This window comes from Streptococcus sanguinis (assembly GCF_020729725.1).
In the GTDB taxonomy this organism is placed as follows: Bacteria; Bacillota; Bacilli; order Lactobacillales; family Streptococcaceae; genus Streptococcus; species Streptococcus sanguinis_V.
The window spans coordinates 727,280-747,001 of the sequence record NZ_JAJEPA010000005.1 but is presented as its reverse complement, the minus strand read 5'-3'; the positions used below and the strand labels follow the sequence as shown (position 1 = coordinate 747,001).

Sequence of the window (19,722 nt, the reverse complement as noted above, 5' to 3'; positions counted from 1 at the left end):
TTTCTTAAATCAACAGTTTGTTGATTTTTGATTATTGCTTTTTATCTAAGCTCATTATATAATATCTGTGATTTGGAATCAACACCTTGTTGATTTAAGGAAAAGAGCTTTGAAAAGGAGAGATGATGACATGGCTTACATTGAAATGAAACATAGTTTTAAACGTTATCAGGTAGGTGACACAGAAATTGTCGCTAACAACGATATTTCTTTTGAGATTGAAAAGGGGGAACTGGTCATTATCCTAGGCGCTTCTGGTGCTGGTAAGTCTACGGTGCTCAATATCCTCGGCGGTATGGATACCAATGATGAGGGAGACATCTTGATAGACGGACAGAATATTGCTGACTACAATTCCCACCAGCTGACGGACTATCGCCGCAATGACGTGGGCTTCGTCTTTCAGTTTTACAATTTGGTGCCTAACCTGACGGCCAAGGAAAATGTCGAATTGGCTTCTGAAATCGTCAAGGACGCTCAAGATTCAGTAGCAGCTCTGACCGCAGTTGGTCTGGAAAAGCGCCTCAATAATTTTCCGGCCCAGCTATCAGGAGGGGAGCAGCAGCGGGTGTCTATCGCTCGGGCTGTGGCTAAGAATCCCAAGATTTTGCTCTGCGATGAGCCGACAGGAGCTTTGGACTACAATACCGGCAAGCAAGTGCTGCAAATCTTACAGGATATGTCCCGCAATCAAGGGGCGACGGTGATTATCGTGACCCACAATGCTGCCTTGGCTCCCATTGCTGACAGGGTTATCCGCATGCACGATGCGAGAGTCAAGAGTGTTACAGTCAATGAAGAGCCTCAGGATATAAGTACATTGGAGTATTGATATGAAGAGAAAGATTTATTGGAAAGATATTCTGCGCTCCTTCACTAGCTCTAAAGGACGTTTCCTATCTATTTTAATCCTCATGATGCTGGGCTCTTTAGCTCTCGTGGGGCTTAAGGTCGCTCCACCCAATATGCGCAGAACAGCAACAGATTATTTGAAAGAGCAACGAACCATGGACTTGGCTGTTATGGCGGACTATGGTTTGGATAAGGCGGATCAGAAAGAGCTGGAATCTATTAAGGGAGCTGATGTCGAGTTTGGCTATCTGACAGATGTCACCGTAGACGAGGAGGCCCTGCGAGTATTCTCGGATACTAAGGATATTTCAAACTTTCAAGTGACCTCTGGTCGTCTTCCTAAGAAAGAGCAAGAAATTGCTCTGGCTAGCTTTTGGTCTAAGAAATATAAGCTTGGTCAGGAGATTGATCTGACCGAGAAAGCAGGCAGTCGGTCAGTTCTGAAAAGCAAGACCTATAAGATTGTGGGATTTGTCAACTCGGCAGAGCTCTGGTCTGATAGAAATCTGGGCAATGCGACTAGTGGCAGCGGGGCTTTATCAGCCTATGCTGTAGTCAGCCCCAAGGCCTTTGATACAGATGTTTACAGTATTGCCCGCCTACGCTATCATGATTTAGAAAAGCTGGCTCCCTTCTCTGAAAGCTATCAGGAGCGTTTGGAGCAGCACCAGACTGCTTTGGACAAGAGCCTGGAAGATAACGGAGCGACCCGGTTTAAGCGACTAGAGACGGATGCCAAAAGCACCATTCAGAAGGGCCAAGACAAGATTGCTCAGGCTGAGAGTGAGCTGACCCAAGGTAAAAAACAGTTAGAGCAAGCTCAGAGTCAGCTAGACCAGCAAAAAAGCCAGCTAGCGGCAGCTCAATCCGCCTCTATCCTAGCTCCCGATCAGCTCAGCCAAAGCCAGCAGCAGATTCAGGAAGCTGAGTCCCAGCTCAATCAGAAAAAAGCAGAGCTAGCAAAGGCAGAGAAAGACTTATCAGCTAGCAAGGACAAGCTAGCTGACGCTAAGGCAGACCTGAATCGTTTGAAAGAGCCGGCCTATCATAGCTATGACCGCAAGTCTCTGCCAGGTGGTAATGGCTATTATATGTATAAAAACTCCATGAATAGTATTGCGTCGATTGGTAATATTTTCCCGGTGGTGCTCTATCTGGTGGCAGCTATGGTGACCTTTACCACCATGACTCGCTTTGTCGATGAGGAGCGAACGAATGCAGGCGTCTTCAAAGCTCTAGGCTATCATAGCCGCGATATCATTCGCAAGTTTGCTCTTTACGGTTTGGTGGCGGGGAGTCTAGGTACCCTCGTAGGGATTCTGCTGGGACATTATTTCTTGTCTGGAGTGATTTCTTCTATTATTACCAGAGGGATGGTGCTCTCTGCCCCTCATGCATATTTTTATATTTCCTATAGTTTACTGGCCCTGGGACTTTCCCTTCTATCCAGTGTTCTCCCTGCCTATTTGGTGGCAAGACGGGAGTTGACAGAAGAAGCAGCTCACTTGCTTTTGCCCAAGTCACCGGTCAAAGGCTCCAAGATCTTTTTGGAAAGACTGTCCTTTATCTGGCGGCGCCTTAGCTTTACTCAGAAGGTCACAGCTCGCAATATCTTTCGCTATAAGCAGCGGATGTTTATGACCATCTTTGGTGTGGCGGGTTCTGTTGCCCTGCTCTTTGCCGGTCTAGGACTCCAATCTTCTATTGGTGGTATTCCAAAACGTCAGTTTGAGGAGATTCTGCGATACGACTTGATTGTCGCTGTCAATCCTGGGGAGAATCAAGCTGAGCAAGACAAGCTGAAAAAGATGTTGGCTGATGGCTCGATTGCTGATTATCAGGAGATCTACAGTGAAACCTTGACAGAGAAATACAAAGGAAAAAAAGAGACAGAATCAATCACTTTAATGGTTACGGACAAGGAAAATTTTGAACCGTTCATCTCGTTAGAAAGTCCTGACAGCCGACAGAAGCTGTCCCTGAAGGACGGTGTAGTTGTTTCGGATAAATTGGCCCGCATAGCTGGAGTTAGCCCCGGTGGCCGTATAGAGCTGGGTGGCAAGCCTGTCAAGCTCGCAGCAGTCAATGAGAATCATTTTGGCCATTTTGCCTTTATGAAGGCAACTGACTACCAGAAGATTTACGGCAAAAAGCCCGAGAAAAACGCTTATCTAGTGCGACTCAAGAACTCTTCCAGCAAAAATATTGTGAATAAGGCCAATGAATTTATGAGCCTCAAGTCTGTCAAGAGTGTCTCCCAAAATGCTAGCATGGTGAAGCAGTTCAACGTTCTAGCTGATTCTCTTAATAATACAATGCTGGTTTTGGTGCTGATTTCCATTCTTTTAGCAGTTGTCATTCTCTATAATTTGACAAATATCAATATGGCCGAGCGGATTCGCGAACTGTCCACTATCAAGGTTTTGGGCTTTCATAATAAGGAAGTGACCCTCTATATCTATCGAGAGACCATTATTCTTTCAGTGATTGGGATGGCAGTTGGGCTTCTAGGCGGTTTCTTCCTGCACCGTTTTTTGATTGAGAAGGTTGCGCCTAGCATTATCAGCTTAAACCCTCAAGTAAGTCCCTCAGTCTATCTGTTTCCTCTAACAGCAGTGACTCTTATTTTGACCTTGCTTGGCTTCTTTGTCAATTACCGCCTCAGACGGGTGGATATGCTGGAAGCGCTCAAGTATGTTGATTGATAAAAAAACACTTTAAAACTTTCACTCACTTGATGGGTGGAAGTTTTTTTGAACTTTGATATAATATTCCTTGTAAAGAAAGAGAAAGACACACGATGACACGAAAAATTGCCTTATTATCCGATGTGCATGGGAATAGCACAGCCTTGGAAGCAGTACTGGCGGATGCGGAAAGCCAGCAAGTGACAGACTATTGTTTTTTGGGGGACTTGCTCCTACCAGGAACCGGTCGCAGGAATATCTTAGATAGGATGGAGCAGCTGCCCATCAGCCTCCAGGTCAGAGGGAATTGGGAAGACAGCCTCTGGCATGCCTTGCATCAAAAACTAGATTTGGATCGTCCCAGCCATCTCTATCTGACCCGGCTCTGTCATTTTGTCCTAGAGGAAATCCGTCCTGAAGAGATTGACCGCATGCAAGAACTTCCTCTGCAAATCTTGACAGAAGTAGAGGGATTGAAGATTGCGGTCAGCCACCATCTGCCCGATAAGAATTGGGGGCGGGAGCTGATTCATATTGGCGAGCAGAGTGATTTCGACCGCCTTTTTGAAGGAAACGACTGCGCTATCGCTGTTTATGGTCATATTCACCAGCAGTTTCTCCGCTACGGGACTAAGGGCCAGCTGATTATCAATCCCGGCTCCATTGGTCAGCCATTCTTTCTAGATTCGGCTTTGCGTCAGGACTTGCGAGCCCAGTATGCCATTTTAGAGATAGATGAGATGGGTCTGGCTGATGTCGACCTGAGGCGCGTGGCCTACGATGTGGAGCAGGAGCTGAGATTGGCTCGAGAGCTCCACTTGCCTTACTATGAGATTTATCGGGAGAGCTTGGTCAATGGTATCCATCATACTCACAATCACGACCTGCTGCGGGAAATCAGTGAGAGGGAAGGCTACGCAGATGAGATCGCAGCTTTCTTAAAGTCCAGTCGTAACTCTTGAAGTTACACCCTTTTTGGGATATAATAGTGAGAGAAAATGATGAGGGAGGAGAAAAAATGCAGATTTCTAGCCGCTTTACCATTGCCACTCATATGCTGATTGTTCTGGCTTTGGAGGGAAAAAAACAAAAACTGACAAGTGATATCCTTGCTGGCAGTGTCGGCGTCAATCCAGTTATTATTCGCAAGACCCTGTCCCAGCTCAAGAATGCCGGAATGATTACCGTTGCTCGTGGAACTGGAGGAGCAGAGATTGCCAAAGATTTGAAAGACATTAGCCTTTTGGATGTCTATAGTGCGGTTGAATGTCTGGGCAAGAGCGGCCAGCTCTTTAGCTTTCATGACAAGCCCAATCCAGACTGTCCTATCGGCAAGAACATTCACAATGTCTTAGACGATCGCTTGGCAGCTATTCAAGCAGCCATGGAAGCTGAATTGGCTCAGACCAGCCTTGACGAAGTCGTCGCAGCAACCGAAAAAGAAATTAAAGAACAATCTGTTTCCCAGTGAGCAGATTGTTTTTTGGTGAATAATATTCTGAGATGTAATTATTGACATTACATTAAGATGTGCTATACTAATAGATGTAACAAAAGCAATTACAATCTAAAATAAACTTTCGGAGGAAATGAGTATGAAAATCGCAGTAATCGGAGCAAATGGAAAAGCGGGCAGCCTCATTGTGAATGAAGCGGTTAAACGAGGGCATGATGTAACGGCCATCGTTCGGTCAGCTAATAAAAGTGAGGCCCAGTGTGAATTAATTAAAGATTTGTTTGAATTGACTAAGGAAGACTTGCTTGAGTTTGATGCAGTCGTATCAGCTTTTGGAGCTTTTGCACCAGACAACTTGCCCCAGCATACAAGTTCATTGGAGCATCTAGCAATGCTTTTGGCAGATACAAAGACTCGATTGTTGGTTGTCGGTGGTGCAGGCAGCCTCTATATGGATCCAGAAATGACCATCCAGCTGTCAGATACACCAGATTTTCCAGTAGATTACAAACCTTTGGCTAAAGCTATGGCGGAAGGGCTGGCTCATTTGCGTCAGTTTGATAATGTTCTATGGACCTACATCAGTCCTGCAGCAAATTTTGATGCAGATGGTGCTAAGACGGGCGATTATATCTTAGCTGGCGAGGCCTTTACTGTCAATGAAGCCGGTCAAAGTCGAATTAGCTATGCAGATTATGCTGTGGCTATGTTGGATGAGATTGAAAAGGGCAGCCACATTAAGAAACGTATTTCTGTTTTGGAGAAATAAAAAAAGATGGAGCAGGAGCACTCCTGACATTTAAAATTAAAGAGAGGAGAAAGTACATGACTTTTGAATATCAAAGCAAGATTTATCTAGGAGAGATGGCACTTTATGTGGCCGATTTAGCGAGACAAAAGGATTTTTATCAGCGTGTTTTAGGCCTGGAACTTTTGGAAGAGCAGGACGGACAGGTGGCTTTGGGCAGGGGCGGACAAGTGCTGGTGAGGCTCTTAGCAACCAGTGACCGACAGCCCGTCAAGTCGGCTTACGGTCTTTATCATTTGGCGCTTTTGCTTCCAAGTCGTCAAGCTTTGGCGGATATCCTTAAGCATTTATCAGAGAATAAAGTTCCTATGGTTGGAGGAGCGGATCACGGTTATAGTGAAGCCATTTATCTGGAGGACCCAGAAGGCAACGGCATTGAACTTTATCGGGACAAGCCTCAGGCTGATTGGGATATCCGAGAAGATGGCCGCATTATCGGAGTGACGGAAGCACTTGCGGCTCAAGAAATCTATGAACTAGGTCAGGAAGTCCAACCCTTTAGTATTGCTAAAGGCACTCATATGGGTCATGTCCACCTGTCTGTGAAAAATAGCAGAGCTGCCAGTCATTTTTACCAAAAGCTTCTAGACTTGGAGGATAAATTTTCTGTACCTTCTGCTAGCTGGCTGGCATCAGGAAACTACCATCATCATCTAGCAGTTAATGAATGGGGAAGTTCTCACTTGAATCATCGTCAACCGAAGCAAATGGGACTAGCCTATTTTGAGGCGCAAGTAGAAGGGAAAGAAGACCTAGTAGCTATTTATGAAAATGCTCTGGACTTGCAGGCGCCAGTCCGATGGATTAGTTCCCAAGAGCTAGAAGTCACAGACCCAGATGGGATTGTGGCTAAGCTCCAAGTCACCTAGTTAAATACGATGCCATCCCCCATCTGCTAAAGATACGGGGATTTTGTTTTTCTGATGAGAAAGCCAGATTGTTATATTTCCGCTTCCAAAATGATGGTATAATAACTAAAAGAAAGGTGGAGAAATGTTAGCTAAAAATATAATCTATTTAGAAACGTCATCTATCTTTGACTGGGGACAAATCATTTCCTACTTATCAAGAGAGGAAAAGGAAGTGATGTACCAAGTTGCAAATGACAGAATTAAGCGCTTGTTTAAAGTTGAAAATGAATTTTATCTTTGTACGATTTTTTACAATGAGCAAGTTCAAGAGATATGTATCCAGGTGGAAAATCAGACTATTTTTTCTGCTGAGGCTAGAAAAGTTATTAGCAATTTTGTCAGAGATTGGTTGGATTTGGATCAGTCGTTAGATAACTTTTATCAGTTTGCACAAGAAGATGATATTTTATCTCCTTTGGTTCAGAAGTTTTACGGACTTCGTTTGATTGGTGTGCCAGATTTTTATGAGGCTATTACTTGGGGAATTTTAGGACAGCAGGTAAATCTTGCTTATGCTTATACCCTAAAAGAACGTTTTGTCAAGAAATATGGCGAAGCTTTTCACTATAACCATGAAACTTACTGGATTTATCCAAAGCCAAAGGTGGTTGCAAATAGCGTGGCTGAGGAGTTATTGGAGTTGCAAATGACTCGTAAAAAAGCAGAATATTTACAAACAATATCAAAGCTCTTGTATCAGGGCACCATTTCAAGAAGTTATTATCAAAAGTTAGATACAGCTGAGCAAATTGAAAAAGAGCTGCTTAAACTTTATGGTGTTGGTCCGTGGACGGCTCATTATGTGATGATGCGATGTTTTCGTATCCAATCGGCTTTTCCGATGGCTGACATTGGATTGCAGAATGGCATATCTTATATACTTGGTTTAGATGAGAAACCGTCTAAGGAATTGCTGTTAAAGTTAAAAAATGAGTGGGGAACATGGTGTTCATATGCAGTTTTTTATATTTGGCGTTTACTTTATTAGTTGATTATCATCGAAAAGGAGAAGAAATGTACATAACTTATTACAAATCCCCAATCGGCCGTATTCTCATTATGACGGACGATACTGCCCTGCTGGGGCTGTGGCTGGAAGGACAGAAATATTATGGTGCAGGCTATGATTTGGAGCAAGCACAGCAGGAGGAGACAGAAGTAAGCCAACGCGTTGTTGCATGGCTAGATGCTTATTTTAAGGGGGAAAATCCCCAAACAGATGAAATTCCATTGGCACCTCAAGTGACTGAGTTCAGAAGCAAGGTTCTGGCAGTGTTGCAGAAGATTTCCTACGGTCAGACGGCTACCTATTCAGATATTCTACGAGAGTTACAAGCCGAGTATGGTAAGATTGGTTCGGCCAGAGCAGTCGGAGGTGCGATTGGGCATAATCCTATTTCTATTTTAATTCCCTGTCATCGGATCGTTGGAAGCGATGGCGAGCTGACGGGTTATGCCGGCGGACTTGATAAAAAAGCTTACCTGCTGAAGCTGGAGGCGAGGAAATGATGGCGTTAGGACATATGGCTGAAGATTGGGAGTGGGAGGCTATTAAAAGTAATAACAGTGATTATGATACGTTTTTTTGGTATGCTGTTAGAAGTACCGGAATTTTCTGTCGTCCCTCATGTGCCTCTCGTCTTCCCAAAAAAGAAAATGTAACGATTTTTCAAAAAGCAGAGCAGGCAGTTGAAGCAGGATATAGACCATGTAAACGATGCCGTCCACTAGGAAAGCCGGTTAGCAAAGAGGAGTGGGTAGAAGAAATTGATCATATTTTAAAAGAATATTTCCAGCAAAGTTTAACTTTGAAAGATTTAGCTTTTATGGCAAAAGGCTCTGAGTCTTATCTTCGGCATGTCTATAAGAGTGTGACTGGAAAAACACCACAAGAACGTTTACGCGAACTTCGATTAGAATACTCTAAAGAAATACTAATCAACACTAATCTCTCAATACAAGAAGTTGCAGAGCATTCAGGCGGCCTGCATGCAGCCTATTTCGCAAAATTATTTCGGAAGACTTACGGAGTGAGTCCGATGGAGTATAGAAAACGACATTATAAATAAGAGTATAATGAATTCTCATGATGTTACAGCGTAGATTTTAATAGCGAATACTTGTTGGTAATAAATGCTTATTGAAAACCAATTGTCAAAGAAGAAAGGAGATTTTTACTATGTCTAAACAAATTGTAGACCCGATTCAATTGCGTCACGGTGCCAAATTAACCAACCGTTTGGTGCTTTCCCCTATGTATACTTTCAGTGGCTTAGAAGGAGGATTTGTGTCTGATGATACTTTGCAATACTACGGAGCACGCTCTCAGACAGCAGGACTTTTGATTACTGAATTTCATTATGTTAGTCCATCAGGAGGGCCGTGTTACCAGACTGGCTATCCAGTTCAATTAGGTATTTACTCTGATGCCCATATCGAAGGGGAGAGAAAATTAGCAGCTTCCCTTCAGAAGTATGGCAATAAAGCGATTTTGCAGCTTCATCATGGTGGGATAGCAGCTTCTGGCCGTGCTATGAAGGGTGAGGAAGTATTAGCTCCAAGTGCCTTAGATTTTTCTTTCCTGCCATATCCGGTGAGAGAATTGACCGATGAAGAAATCGTTGAAATTATCAAGGATTTTGGTCGAGCAGTCAAACGTGCAGTTCAAGCTGGTTTTTCAGGAGTGGAAATCCATGGTGCCAATCACTATCTGCTGCAGCAATTCTTTTCTAGCACTTCCAATGTTCGTCAGGATAGATGGGGCGGAACTTTGGAAAAACGTATGGCTTTTCCTTTGGCAGTAGTCGAGGAAGTGAAGCGTGCTGCAGCCAAGTATGCGCCAGAAGATTTTATTATTGGCTATCGGATTAGCCCAGATGAAATCCATGAAGATCAAGTGGGCTACACTTATGAAGAAGCCAAGCTTTTGGTCAAGGAGCTGGTCAAGCACGAACTAGACTACATCCATTTGTCGCTTTTGGCTGGCTACGCTTCAAAACCTGCAGGATCTGACAAGACCTATGTAGATCATTTTAAGGAAGTGATGGATGAGCGAACTAAACTGATTACAATCGGTGGTGTCTTTAGTCAGGAAGACGCAGAAGCTGCTATTGAGGATACGGCTGCGGATTTAGTTGCAATCGGGCGTGGCACCTTGATTGACCCTCTGTTTGGCTATAAAGTACAGACGGGACGAGGAGCAGAAATTGTCCAAGAGATTAGCCCTGAGCAGTTGAAAAATTCTCAATTGACACCAGGCTTGCTTGAAGTGTTCAGTCGTAAGGATTCTGGCGGGCTGCCTCCTCTACCTGGTCATGACACTATTACCCACCTTCATACTGGTAAATTTGGGGATGAGAGACAGTAATAATTTTGGTGTAATTTTTTTCCAAGACTTTTACCATTTTACTGGTAAGAGTCTTTTGCTTGCATTAATAAACTAAAAACCCCTTTGTCAGCTGCTGTAAGTGACAAAGGGGATTTTCATTAGTCGATATGCCATTGTGTGGCCAGCCAGTCGGCAAAGGCAGCATAGCGATCTTTGAGGGCTTCATGATGTCCATAAGGATCAAAGACGGAGCAGGTGGTAAGGATTTCTTTCTGAATCAAGTGATGAATTTCTGCAGCATAAAAAGGAGCTTTGGAAAGTCGGTTTGAGTGATTCGCGCCTTCTGTCTTCCCGTTCTGCAAATAGACTAGACAGTCCTTGTTTTTCAAGTCCTGGGTCCGGCAATAGTCGGTAAAACCCGGGTACCAAAAGGAGCCGCAGATAGAAAAGACACAGGGGATCTTGCAATCGCTATAGAGACTGTAAACAGCCGCTAGTCCACCGAGAGAGTAGCCACCATAGGCAATTCTTTTGTCATCCAGTAGGTAGTGCTGTCTGATTTCTGTTAATATACCGCTGAAGAGCTTTTGGTGGTAGCTATCTGCTCTGCCACCAAAATCAGGATTGCCAGGCTTTAGAGCATTGGCTTTCCAGGGTGTATAATCGTCCAGCCTATTGTTCGGTATCAGTCCGATCAAGATTACTGATGAAGAAAGCCTGCTCAGATAGTTTATCTGGCCATCATTTAGCAAGATTGCTGGATAAGGTCGTGATCCGTCATAATCTTGGGGCAGAGTAATATTGACAGTGATACTCTCCCAAACAAAGGTCTTATTTATTGACAAAGTCATTGATTTTCTCGAGTGAGTCAATTACAGCAGGACCATAATCCATGAACTCATCATAGGAGATGGTCATGATTTTCTGATTTTTGACCGCTGGGACATCTTCCAGAACTGGATTAGCTTTCATTAAATCAACTGCTTGTTCATCCATGGCCTTGTTGCGGTCGCTGGTTACATAGATGATGACTTCTGGATCCATAGAGACCAGGTTTTCCAAGGTTAGGTCAGAGGTTCCGGTCGCTACATTGGTATAGCCGAGCTGGTTAAGCAAGCTCTCCTGCAGGGCAGATTTATAAGCACCGAAAGTCTCATCGTTGTAGGCACACATGATGAGCGCTTTTTTCTTTTCGCCTTGGCTAGCCTTATTAGCTTTCTTGACAGTGTCAATTCTTGCCTGCAGTTGATCAGCATATTGATTGGCCTTGTCTTGGACGTTAAAGATGGTTCCTATATTTTTAACATCTTCAACGATATTGCCTAGGTCTTGTTTAGTATTGGACAGGGAAGCCTTCTGTGTATAGACAGGGATTTTGTTTTCATTCCAGGCACTGACTGTCCCCAGAGACTTCTCGGAAAACATCATGTTTCGGCCAAGAAGAGCGTCTGGCTCATAAGATAGCACAGTTTCCTGTGATACGGTTTTCTTGTCGCCGACTTGCGGAATGGTGGCAATATCAGCCTTGTATTTATCTGTGACATCGTTGTCTGGATTGAGCATACCGGCGATCTTGTCTTTCAATCCTAGTTCAATCAGGACTTCGGTCGTCGAAAGGTTGTTGGTGATGACCTTTTCCGGTGCCTTTTCAAAGACCTGATCAATCTCCTTGCCTTCGGCATCGTAAGTTTTGATTGTCACTGGATATTTTGTCTCTGCTGTGCTCTTTTTCGCGCTTTCTGTTTTGGAGGAAGATTGCGAAGTTGAGCTTTCTTTCGTACTTTCCTTAGATGAAGAATTGCAGGCTGCCATTGTCAGTGCAGCAGTTGCGACGAGTAAGATACTGAGTGTTTTTTTCATATTGCCTTCCTTTCTTGGGCTTGGAGCTTGTATAGATAAAGCTGAAAACAGATTCTTATAGATACTGAATCATGGCCTGTCGATCCTTGGTCCAGATCACTTTGCTCTGAATACCGTAAACGGTTTGCAGTGAATCATGGGTGATGGCCTCCTTTGGAGCGCCTTGGTATGCAATCTCACCTCCCTTCATGAGGTACAAATAGTCTGAATACCGACAAGCCAGTTGGATATCATGTAAAACAGCCAAAACATTGATGTTCAGGTCTTTGACGATACGAAGCATATCCAGCTGGTATTTGATATCCAGATGATTGGTCGGCTCGTCTAGGAGCAGTAGGCTTGGCTGTTGAGCCAAAGCGCGTGCCAGCAGGACTCTTTGCTTCTCACCACCAGACAGGGATAAATAGGTTCGATCTCTCTTGGACAGCATGTCTACCTGACTCAAGGCATGACGAACAAGGGCGTAGTCTTTATCGCTCTCTTTTTGAAAAAGAGACAGATGCGGCGTCCTGCCCAGCATGACGATTTCTTGGACGGTGCAGTCAAACTGAAGATGGTTAAACTGAGTTACAACGGCTATTTTCTGGGCTGCTTTTTTTATGCTGACCTGTTCAAGTGGCCTTCCGTCTAGATAAATGTTCCCGCTGTCAGGTTTGATCTGACGGTAGATTGTTTTGAGCAGACTAGTTTTGCCGCTTCCGTTGGGTCCTAAAATAGTGTGAAACTGATTTCGCTCGACCTTGAGTGAAATCCCTTTTAAGATCTCTTTTTGGCCGACAGCATAGTGGATATTTTGGCAAATTAGATCCATATCAGCTGCTTACCTCCTTTCGGCTTTTGGCTACAATGTAGATAAAGAAGGGTGCACCGACCAAAGCAGTGAAGATTCCAATCGGCAGTTCGGCATTTTTAACCAAAATTCGAGCTAAAACATCTGCCCAGACAAGAAAGAGTGAGCCGAGCAGGGTAGCGATAGGAAAGAGCCTTTTGTAGTTGGTACCGACTAATCTGCGAGCAATGTGCGGAGTGATTAGTCCGACGAAGCCAATAATACCGCAGCAGGCAACCAGCACCGCTGTCATGACTGCGACAACTGTGATATAAAGAAACCAGTAAAAACGCAGAGGGACTCCCAGGGTCAAAGCTGCTTCGTCCCCCATCATCATAGTATTGAAAATACGATACTGAGAACAGAAAAACAAAAAGGAGAGACCAACAACAAGAGCCGGCAAGGCTAAATCTGACCAAGAAGTTCCAGCCAGTGAGCCCATAGTCCAGAACTTGATTGTCATAAGGCTATCAGCATTGGCACCGACGGAAATGATAAAGTTGGAAAAAGCGATAAAGAGGGCATTTACAACTGTTCCTGATAAAATCAGACTGCTTGTCGTCATCTTTCCCTGCATGGATGCGATAAAAAGGACCACAGCTGATGCCAGAATGGCTCCTATAAAGGCGCCTGCGCCAGTAATGGATTTGAGCCCTAAGATAATGCTTAGTGTGGCTCCGAAGGTTGCACCGGCTGAAATTCCCAGGATATAAGGCTCTGCGATAGGATTATTGACAGTAGATTGCATGACGCTGCCACAGACAGAAAGGCCAGCACCAGCTAGGATTCCCAAGAGGACTCTTGGAACCCGCATGTTCCAAACAATAGCAATTGTAGACGGAGATAGTTTGCCTGTGCCAAGGGAAACTCCGAGCTTGCTGAAAATAATCTGGTAAGTGTCTTGTATGTCAATAGTGACCGATCCCAAGGAGACAGCTAAAAAGAGAGAACAAGCCAGAAAAATGATGAGAAGCAAGAGCAGGCAGATATAGCGAGAAAATCCTTGATTTTCTGACTTTTTAAAGAGCATCCAGACCTCCTTAACAGCAAAGATTAGAATTTTTAGACAATTTTTCATAAAAAATTATAACATTTTTAAATCAGAAGGGCAAGAAGGGCTAAAAACCTGTGTTATGACAAGGTTTAATTACGCTTTATCTTTTCAGTGATGAAAACATCTTGTTGGTGTAAGAACTGGTTAGTGAAGATCAATTGAGTTTTTCGGAAAGTCTCTGACAGACGACTTCATTGGAGAAAAGTGGGTGAACCTAAATGATTTATTATAATTACTAGGAAACAAGAAAAAACGACAGAAACTTTTCTATCGTTTTTTGAAATTATAAATGCTTAAGGACTAAGACAGCTATAACAATGTCCAACAATAATAGCTCAAAGAATCAGAAGGTCTTTGCTAAGTCCAATAATCATTCAAAATATAATATAGGCTTATAAAATTCTATTCAAAATACAGCAAGTCCTTGCTAGTTTCGGTGAAGAGTTCAAAACCATTCTTAGTGACATGGCCGCAGTCTTCGATGCGGACACCGACCTTGCCAGGGATGTAAATACCAGGCTCAACAGAGAAGCACATGCCTTCTTCGATGACCATGTCGTTGCCCTCCATGATAGATGGGAATTCGTGAACATCCATACCGATACCGTGGCCAAGGCGGTGGTTGAAATACTCACCATAGCCAGCTTTTTCGATAACTTGCCGAGCGGCGCGATCTACTTCATGAGCTGTGACGCCTGGCTTGATAAAGTCAAGAGCAGCTTGCTGGGCTTCTAAGGTCAGATGGTAGATATCTTTTTTGAACTGATCCGGCTGGCCAACAGCAACAGTCCGCGTCATATCACTAGCATAGCCATTGACCATGCAGCCAAGGTCAAAGAGGAGGAGGGCGTTATTTTCGACCTTATTTGCTCCGGGAATGCCGTGCGGATTAGCTGCATTATTTCCCGTCAGTACCATGGTTTCAAAGCTCATTTCATAGCCTTCGCGCTTGATGGCAAAGTCAATCTGAGCAATGATATCTGTTTCGGTATTTTCCAGTGAGATATTGTCAAAACCTATATTGACAGCCTTATCCGCATATTGCCCAGCTACCAGCATTTTCTGGATTTCATCGGCAGACTTGATCAGGCGCAAGCGGTTGACGTAAGGAGTCAGGTTAGCAAACTTTGCAGTTTCAAAAACAGTTTTCAATCCATGATATTTGGTCAAAATCAAGTTATCAAACTCAAGAGCGACAGTCTTGAAGGAGTGAGCTGGCAGGGCTGCTTTAATCTTCTGCCAAGGATTTTCCGAGTCCATATAGCCAAGGACTGAAAAGGGAACAGAACCTGAAGCACGTTCAACTTCTAAAGCAGGAACGAAGAGCAGGGGCTCATGGTCAGGATAGACAAACAAAAACATCTGCCGCTCATGCGGGTCGCTGTAGAAACCAGTCAGATAATTGATGGTGACTGGATCAGACAGAACAGCAGCATCTAGCTTCTCATTCTCGAGATAATGGGTGATTTGTTGGATTTTTGTCATGGTCACAACCTTCTTTCTATGCCTCTATTTTGGCAAAAAATGTCAAAAAAAGCAAGACTTTTCAAAAACTTATCAAAATACTTGAAAGTGTTTACAAGAAGTGATAAAATGGTGAATGTAGGAAAGTGAAAACGATATTTTCAATAGAAGAAAGGAAACTATATGAACACAGACGACACAGTAACGATTTATGATGTCGCCCGTGAAGCGGGAGTTTCGATGGCGACAGTCAGTCGAGTAGTGAATGGAAACAAGAACGTCAAAGAAAACACACGTAAAAAAGTTTTAGAGGTCATTGATCGTCTTGACTATCGTCCAAATGCAGTGGCACGTGGACTAGCCAGCAAGAAGACTACAACCGTCGGTGTTGTTATTCCAAATATTACCAATAGCTATTTCTCAACCCTGGCAAAAGGGATTGATGATATTGCTGAAATGTATAAATATAACATTGTCTTGGCTAACAGTGATGAGGATGATGATAAGGAAGTATCCGTTGTCAATACTCTCTTTTCTAAGCAGGTGGATGGCATTATTTTCATGGGCTATCATCTGACAGAGAAAATTCGCTCAGAGTTTTCACGTTCACGCACACCGGTCGTTTTGGCGGGTACTGTCGATGTGGAGCATCAACTTCCGAGCGTCAATATTGACTACAAGCAAGCAACAGTTGATGCTGTAGAATTACTGGCTAAACGCAATAAGAAAATTGCCTTTGTCAGTGGACCGCTTGTAGATGATATCAACGGGAAAATCCGTCTATCAGGCTATAAAGATGGCTTGAAGAACAAGAAACTTTCTTACAGCGAAGGCTTGGTTTTTGAATCAAAATATTCTTATGATGATGGCTACCACTTGGCAGAGCGTGTTATTGCTTCCAAAGCAACAGCAGCTTTTGTCACAGGAGATGAACTAGCAGCAGGTCTCTTAAATGGTCTATCTGATCAAGGCATCAAAGTTCCAGAAGATTTTGAAATCATTACCAGTGATGATTCGCAAGTAGCTCGTTTCACTCGTCCTAACCTTTCCACAATCGGTCAGCCTCTCTATGACATCGGGGCTATCAGTATGCGCATGCTGACTAAGATTATGCATAAGGAAGAATTGGAAGAACGCGAAGTTCTCCTGGCTCACAGCATTAGCGAGCGTAAATCAACTCGGAAATAAGCGGTGTCCGTCCGCCAGTCTGCTTAGGAACTTCTCTGAACTTGAAAAGCGTCTGAAGAGACTAAGTCAATGACTGCTTTAAGAGAGTTTCATGATTATGAAGCGAGGCTGAGGTGTAGTACCTCAGCTTTTTTGTGTTTCCGTTCAGCTAGAGCGTTTTCTATATGCTATCAGGCTTTGGATGGATTTTTTACCTCATTTGCCCTTGTGGTTTTCCTTTTTATTTGATTTTCGGTATAATAGGAAGTATGAAAGTATTACTGTACCTTGAAGGAAAGTCCGTTTTGGAGAAATCAGGAATCGGCCGAGCCCTCCAGCACCAGATGCACGCCTTGGATTTGGCTGGGATTCCTTATACGACGGACGTTTTAGGAGATTATGATGTGGTCCACATCAATACCTATGGTCCCCGTAGCTTGCTTCTCCTGCATGCTGCCAAGAGGGGCAATAAAAAAGTGATTATGCATGGGCATTCGACCAAGGAGGACTTTGAAAATTCCTTTATTGGATCCAATCTCTTTGCTCCACTCTTTGGTAAATACCTGACGCACATGTATAAAAAGGCGGATTTCATTATCACGCCTTCGGAGTATTCCAAGCAGCTGATCCAGTCTTATGGGGTCACTACACCCATGGTGGCTGTGTCAAACGGTATTGACTTACCAAAATATAAGAAAGATGCTCACAAGGAAGAGGTTTTTAAAAAGTACTTCAAGATTGAAGAAGGGCAGAAGGTGGTCGTCTGTGCTGGCCTTTATTTTCGCCGCAAGGGGATTGAGGATTTTGTAGAGGTTGCTCGCAGGATGCCTGATGTGCGCTTTATCTGGCTGGGCTCTATCAATCTCTGGTTGATTCCGCGCAAGATTCGCCGGCTGGTTCTCTTTGACCATCCTGATAATGTCGAATTCCCTGGTTATTTTAAGGGAGCGGTATTTCAGGGAGCCATGTCTGGAGCAGATGCCTTCTTTTTCCCGTCCTATGAGGAAACTGAAGGAATTGTTGTCCTGGAAGCCTTGGCTAGTGAGCAGAATGTTGTGCTGCGTGATATTCCAGTCTATCAGGGCTGGGTGGATGAGCGTTCAGCCGAGCTCTGCCATAATGTAGATGAGTTTGTCCAGTCTCTGAGAAATGTCTTAGATAAAAAGGTGGACAAGCGCGAAGCAGGCTATCAGGTGGCTAAAAGCCGGTCTATTGACGATGTTGCAGATCAGTTAGTCAAGGCTTATCAAACAGTTTTGGAGATGTAAGATGCGTATTGGTCTTTTTACAGATACCTATTTTCCTCAGGTCTCTGGGGTTGCTACCAGTATTCGGACTTTGAAGACGGAGCTGGAAAAATTAGGTCACACGGTATTTATTTTTACGACGACGGACAAGGATGTCAATCGTTATGAGGATTGGCAAATTATTCGGATTCCCAGCGTACCTTTCTTTGCCTTTAAGGATCGAAGAGTGGCTTATCGAGGATTTTCTCATGCGCTAGAAATTGCCCGTCAGTACCAGCTGGACATTATCCATACCCAGACTGAGTTCTCACTAGGGCTGCTGGGGATTTGGATTGCCAAAGAGCTGCGGATTCCGGTAGTACATACCTACCATACCCAGTATGAGGATTATGTGCACTATATTGCCAAGGGGATGGTCATCCGTCCTAGCATGGTCAAGTACATCGTCCGTGGCTTCATGAGTGACTTGGATGGGGTTATCTGCCCTAGCGAGATTGTTTATGACCTTTTGGTTGATTATAAAATCGAAGCAGAAAAACGGGTGATTCCGACAGGAATTGAGCTGGCGAAGTTTGAGCGACCGGAAATTTCGCGTGAGGATATCAAGAAGCTCCGTTTCAAGCTAGGACTGGCTGAAGACGAGATTATGCTGCTCAGTCTGTCCCGTATTTCTTATGAAAAGAATATCCAGGCTATCGTTGAGGCGATGCCTGCCGTCCTTGAAGAAAATGACAAAGTCAAGTTGGTCATTGTCGGCGACGGTCCCTATGCGGAAGACTTGAAAGAACTGGTTGCCAAGCTTCAGATTGAAGAAGCTGTCATCTTTACGGGGATGATTGCTCCTAGTGATACGGCCCTTTACTATAAAGCTGCGGATTTCTTTATCTCTGCCTCAACCAGTGAGACTCAAGGTCTGACTTATCTGGAAAGCTTAGCCAGCGGTACACCAATTATTGCACATGGCAATCCTTATCTGGATAATGTTATCAGTGACAAGATTTTTGGGACCCTTTATTACCAAGAGCGGGATTTATCAGGTGCTATTTTAGAGGCGATTATTGCGACGCCTGACATGGATGAGCAGAAGTTAGAAGACAAGCTCTACGAGATTTCAGCGGAGAATTTTGGCCGCAGAGTCTATGAGTTTTATCTGGATTTGACTATTTCCAAGGACTTCCATAACGAGCTTAGCCCAGAGGAAAGTGCTGCCAAGCGTCTGGCCAAGACGGTGGCCTATCTGCCTGGCAAGGTCATCTCTCTTCCCATCAATGGCTCCGTTCGTATCCTCAAAGCTTCGAGTAAGCAAGTGAAAAAAATCAGGAATATTACTAAATTATTAGAATAGAAACATGCCTTGCATCATTGTGGCAATAGCTATTTATGCAAGGTTTTGTTTAGAAATAGAGGAGAAATCTTATGAAAAAATATCTCAAACAGCTGCCTTTGTTGCTTTTGTTCTATGGCATTGTCGTTGGTTCGGGCTTGATTTGGGAACAAATTTGGCAATATTTTATAAATAATACAGAAAGTATGGGAAGCGATTTGAACTGGCTTTCTAATCTTAATTTATTTTATTATGCTTTGCTGCTTCCTTTGATTGGTGCAGTGATTGTTTATATAAATACTCGGATGCAAGGTTTTTCTCTGCCCTTTCTTCTTTTGATTCCAGGGGTTCAGTATTATTATCTATTCAAAAACTTTTTTGACGGACTTTTTTATTCAGGAGACAAGATTTATAATCCAATCACTTCCACGCTTTATAATGCTAGAGATATCCATGTCTTGTTATTCCTTTCTTTGGGAGGAATGCTGTTGGCAGAGCAATACCGTAAAAAACGTCAAGCTGCAACTTTGAGTCAAGAGTCTCTAAATCATTTTTCTGGTTTTGATGGTCAATAGCTCTTGCAAATTTTTCCAATCGTGCTATAATGTTTTCTAGAGACATATCACCTGCAGGAAATCTTTTAGAGAGCGCGTGGAGCTGGAAATCGCGTAGAGGATGCAGTTGGGACTACTCTATTAGCTTTTATGCAAACATAAAACGGTGGCTACGTTAAAG

19 protein-coding genes are annotated in these 19,722 nt (G+C 43.7%); 14 read left to right on the top strand and 5 right to left on the bottom strand.

The window, feature by feature from the left end; all coding sequences use genetic code 11:
- The first annotated feature begins 130 nt into the window (after positions 1-130).
- The 10 genes from K4I03_RS03635 (at position 131) to K4I03_RS03590 (ending at position 10,081) form a co-directional block, all read left to right on the top strand.
- The gene (locus K4I03_RS03635; protein WP_227963761.1) at positions 131-832 is read left to right on the top strand and encodes an ABC transporter ATP-binding protein; all 702 of its coding nucleotides are present in this window, start codon (positions 131-133) and stop codon (positions 830-832) included.
- A gap of 1 nt (position 833) precedes the next feature.
- Entirely contained in the window at positions 834-3,557 is a 2,724-nt protein-coding gene (locus K4I03_RS03630; protein WP_227963760.1) for an FtsX-like permease family protein, read from the top strand.
- A gap of 95 nt (positions 3,558-3,652) precedes the next feature.
- Positions 3,653-4,501 carry a metallophosphoesterase family protein gene (locus tag K4I03_RS03625; protein WP_227963759.1) on the top strand — a complete coding sequence of 283 codons (849 nt, stop codon included), beginning with the start codon at positions 3,653-3,655 and terminating at the stop codon, positions 4,499-4,501.
- Between the two features lie 56 nt (positions 4,502-4,557).
- Entirely contained in the window at positions 4,558-5,010 is a 453-nt protein-coding gene (locus K4I03_RS03620) for an Rrf2 family transcriptional regulator (RefSeq protein ID WP_002931101.1), read from the top strand.
- A 124-nt stretch (positions 5,011-5,134) separates the two neighbouring features.
- Complete coding sequence (locus K4I03_RS03615) at positions 5,135-5,764, top strand: NAD(P)-dependent oxidoreductase (RefSeq protein ID WP_227963758.1); 630 nt, start codon at positions 5,135-5,137, stop codon at positions 5,762-5,764.
- 56 nt (positions 5,765-5,820) lie between these two features.
- Complete coding sequence (locus tag K4I03_RS03610; protein WP_227963757.1) at positions 5,821-6,672, top strand: VOC family protein; 852 nt, start codon at positions 5,821-5,823, stop codon at positions 6,670-6,672.
- Positions 6,673-6,796: 124 nt separating this feature from the next.
- The gene (locus K4I03_RS03605; protein WP_227963756.1) at positions 6,797-7,702 is read left to right on the top strand and encodes a DNA-3-methyladenine glycosylase family protein; all 906 of its coding nucleotides are present in this window, start codon (positions 6,797-6,799) and stop codon (positions 7,700-7,702) included.
- Between the two features lie 26 nt (positions 7,703-7,728).
- Positions 7,729-8,223 carry a methylated-DNA--[protein]-cysteine S-methyltransferase gene (locus tag K4I03_RS03600; RefSeq protein WP_227963755.1) on the top strand — a complete coding sequence of 165 codons (495 nt, stop codon included), beginning with the start codon at positions 7,729-7,731 and terminating at the stop codon, positions 8,221-8,223.
- On the top strand, positions 8,220-8,783 hold the full coding sequence (locus K4I03_RS03595) for a bifunctional transcriptional activator/DNA repair enzyme AdaA (protein ID WP_223322430.1): 564 nt from the start codon (positions 8,220-8,222) through the stop codon (positions 8,781-8,783). Before K4I03_RS03600 ends, K4I03_RS03595 begins: the two co-directional genes overlap by 4 nt.
- A gap of 110 nt (positions 8,784-8,893) precedes the next feature.
- On the top strand, positions 8,894-10,081 hold the full coding sequence (locus K4I03_RS03590; RefSeq protein WP_227963754.1) for an NADH-dependent flavin oxidoreductase: 1,188 nt from the start codon (positions 8,894-8,896) through the stop codon (positions 10,079-10,081).
- A gap of 119 nt (positions 10,082-10,200) precedes the next feature.
- On the opposite strand, the gene K4I03_RS03585 is transcribed toward K4I03_RS03590, so the two are convergent.
- The 5 genes from K4I03_RS03585 to K4I03_RS03565 form a co-directional block, all read right to left on the bottom strand.
- Positions 10,201-10,893 (bottom strand): alpha/beta hydrolase-fold protein, encoded by a 693-nt coding sequence (locus K4I03_RS03585; RefSeq protein ID WP_227963753.1) that lies wholly within the window; start codon positions 10,891-10,893, stop codon positions 10,201-10,203.
- Positions 10,874-11,902, bottom strand: coding sequence for an ABC transporter substrate-binding protein (locus K4I03_RS03580; RefSeq protein ID WP_125390367.1), 1,029 nt, complete (start codon positions 11,900-11,902; stop codon positions 10,874-10,876). The genes K4I03_RS03585 and K4I03_RS03580 overlap by 20 nt, the downstream gene beginning before the upstream one ends.
- Before the next feature lie 55 nt (positions 11,903-11,957).
- Positions 11,958-12,713, bottom strand: a complete 756-nt coding sequence (locus K4I03_RS03575; protein WP_227963752.1) for an ABC transporter ATP-binding protein — start codon at positions 12,711-12,713, stop codon at positions 11,958-11,960.
- 1 nt (position 12,714) lies between these two features.
- On the bottom strand, positions 12,715-13,761 hold the full coding sequence (locus tag K4I03_RS03570) for a FecCD family ABC transporter permease (RefSeq protein WP_227963751.1): 1,047 nt from the start codon (positions 13,759-13,761) through the stop codon (positions 12,715-12,717).
- Positions 13,762-14,187: 426 nt separating this feature from the next.
- Positions 14,188-15,270, bottom strand: a complete 1,083-nt coding sequence (locus tag K4I03_RS03565; protein ID WP_227963750.1) for a M24 family metallopeptidase — start codon at positions 15,268-15,270, stop codon at positions 14,188-14,190.
- 162 nt (positions 15,271-15,432) lie between these two features.
- Here K4I03_RS03565 and ccpA point away from each other — a divergent pair, with 162 nt between their 5' ends.
- The 4 genes from ccpA to K4I03_RS03545 all read left to right on the top strand — a co-directional run bounded on the left by ccpA (position 15,433) and on the right by K4I03_RS03545 (position 19,562).
- On the top strand, positions 15,433-16,437 hold the full coding sequence (ccpA, locus tag K4I03_RS03560; RefSeq protein WP_002894913.1) for a catabolite control protein A: 1,005 nt from the start codon (positions 15,433-15,435) through the stop codon (positions 16,435-16,437).
- Positions 16,438-16,685: 248 nt separating this feature from the next.
- Entirely contained in the window at positions 16,686-17,684 is a 999-nt protein-coding gene (locus K4I03_RS03555; RefSeq protein ID WP_227963749.1) for a glycosyltransferase family 4 protein, read from the top strand.
- A gap of 1 nt (position 17,685) precedes the next feature.
- The gene (locus K4I03_RS03550; RefSeq protein ID WP_002913364.1) at positions 17,686-19,008 is read left to right on the top strand and encodes a glycosyltransferase family 4 protein; all 1,323 of its coding nucleotides are present in this window, start codon (positions 17,686-17,688) and stop codon (positions 19,006-19,008) included.
- 71 nt (positions 19,009-19,079) lie between these two features.
- Positions 19,080-19,562, top strand: coding sequence for a hypothetical protein (locus K4I03_RS03545; RefSeq protein ID WP_223313335.1), 483 nt, complete (start codon positions 19,080-19,082; stop codon positions 19,560-19,562).
- The last annotated feature ends 160 nt before the right edge of the window (positions 19,563-19,722 follow it).

Coding starts and splice junctions, on each gene's coding strand:
- ccpA (WP_002894913.1), top strand. CDS start 15,433: ATGAACACAGACGACACAGTAACGATTTATGATGTCGCCCGTGAAGCG.
- K4I03_RS03630 (WP_227963760.1), top strand. CDS start 834: ATGAAGAGAAAGATTTATTGGAAAGATATTCTGCGCTCCTTCACTAGC.
- K4I03_RS03625 (WP_227963759.1), top strand. CDS start 3,653: ATGACACGAAAAATTGCCTTATTATCCGATGTGCATGGGAATAGCACA.
- K4I03_RS03555 (WP_227963749.1), top strand. CDS start 16,686: ATGAAAGTATTACTGTACCTTGAAGGAAAGTCCGTTTTGGAGAAATCA.
- K4I03_RS03575 (WP_227963752.1), bottom strand. CDS start 12,713: ATGGATCTAATTTGCCAAAATATCCACTATGCTGTCGGCCAAAAAGAG.
- K4I03_RS03550 (WP_002913364.1), top strand. CDS start 17,686: ATGCGTATTGGTCTTTTTACAGATACCTATTTTCCTCAGGTCTCTGGG.
- K4I03_RS03595 (WP_223322430.1), top strand. CDS start 8,220: ATGATGGCGTTAGGACATATGGCTGAAGATTGGGAGTGGGAGGCTATT.
- K4I03_RS03590 (WP_227963754.1), top strand. CDS start 8,894: ATGTCTAAACAAATTGTAGACCCGATTCAATTGCGTCACGGTGCCAAA.
- K4I03_RS03585 (WP_227963753.1), bottom strand. CDS start 10,893: ATGACTTTGTCAATAAATAAGACCTTTGTTTGGGAGAGTATCACTGTC.
- K4I03_RS03570 (WP_227963751.1), bottom strand. CDS start 13,761: ATGCTCTTTAAAAAGTCAGAAAATCAAGGATTTTCTCGCTATATCTGC.
- K4I03_RS03545 (WP_223313335.1), top strand. CDS start 19,080: ATGAAAAAATATCTCAAACAGCTGCCTTTGTTGCTTTTGTTCTATGGC.
- K4I03_RS03620 (WP_002931101.1), top strand. CDS start 4,558: ATGCAGATTTCTAGCCGCTTTACCATTGCCACTCATATGCTGATTGTT.
- K4I03_RS03600 (WP_227963755.1), top strand. CDS start 7,729: ATGTACATAACTTATTACAAATCCCCAATCGGCCGTATTCTCATTATG.
- K4I03_RS03580 (WP_125390367.1), bottom strand. CDS start 11,902: ATGAAAAAAACACTCAGTATCTTACTCGTCGCAACTGCTGCACTGACA.
- K4I03_RS03605 (WP_227963756.1), top strand. CDS start 6,797: ATGTTAGCTAAAAATATAATCTATTTAGAAACGTCATCTATCTTTGAC.
- K4I03_RS03635 (WP_227963761.1), top strand. CDS start 131: ATGGCTTACATTGAAATGAAACATAGTTTTAAACGTTATCAGGTAGGT.
- K4I03_RS03610 (WP_227963757.1), top strand. CDS start 5,821: ATGACTTTTGAATATCAAAGCAAGATTTATCTAGGAGAGATGGCACTT.
- K4I03_RS03565 (WP_227963750.1), bottom strand. CDS start 15,270: ATGACAAAAATCCAACAAATCACCCATTATCTCGAGAATGAGAAGCTA.
- K4I03_RS03615 (WP_227963758.1), top strand. CDS start 5,135: ATGAAAATCGCAGTAATCGGAGCAAATGGAAAAGCGGGCAGCCTCATT.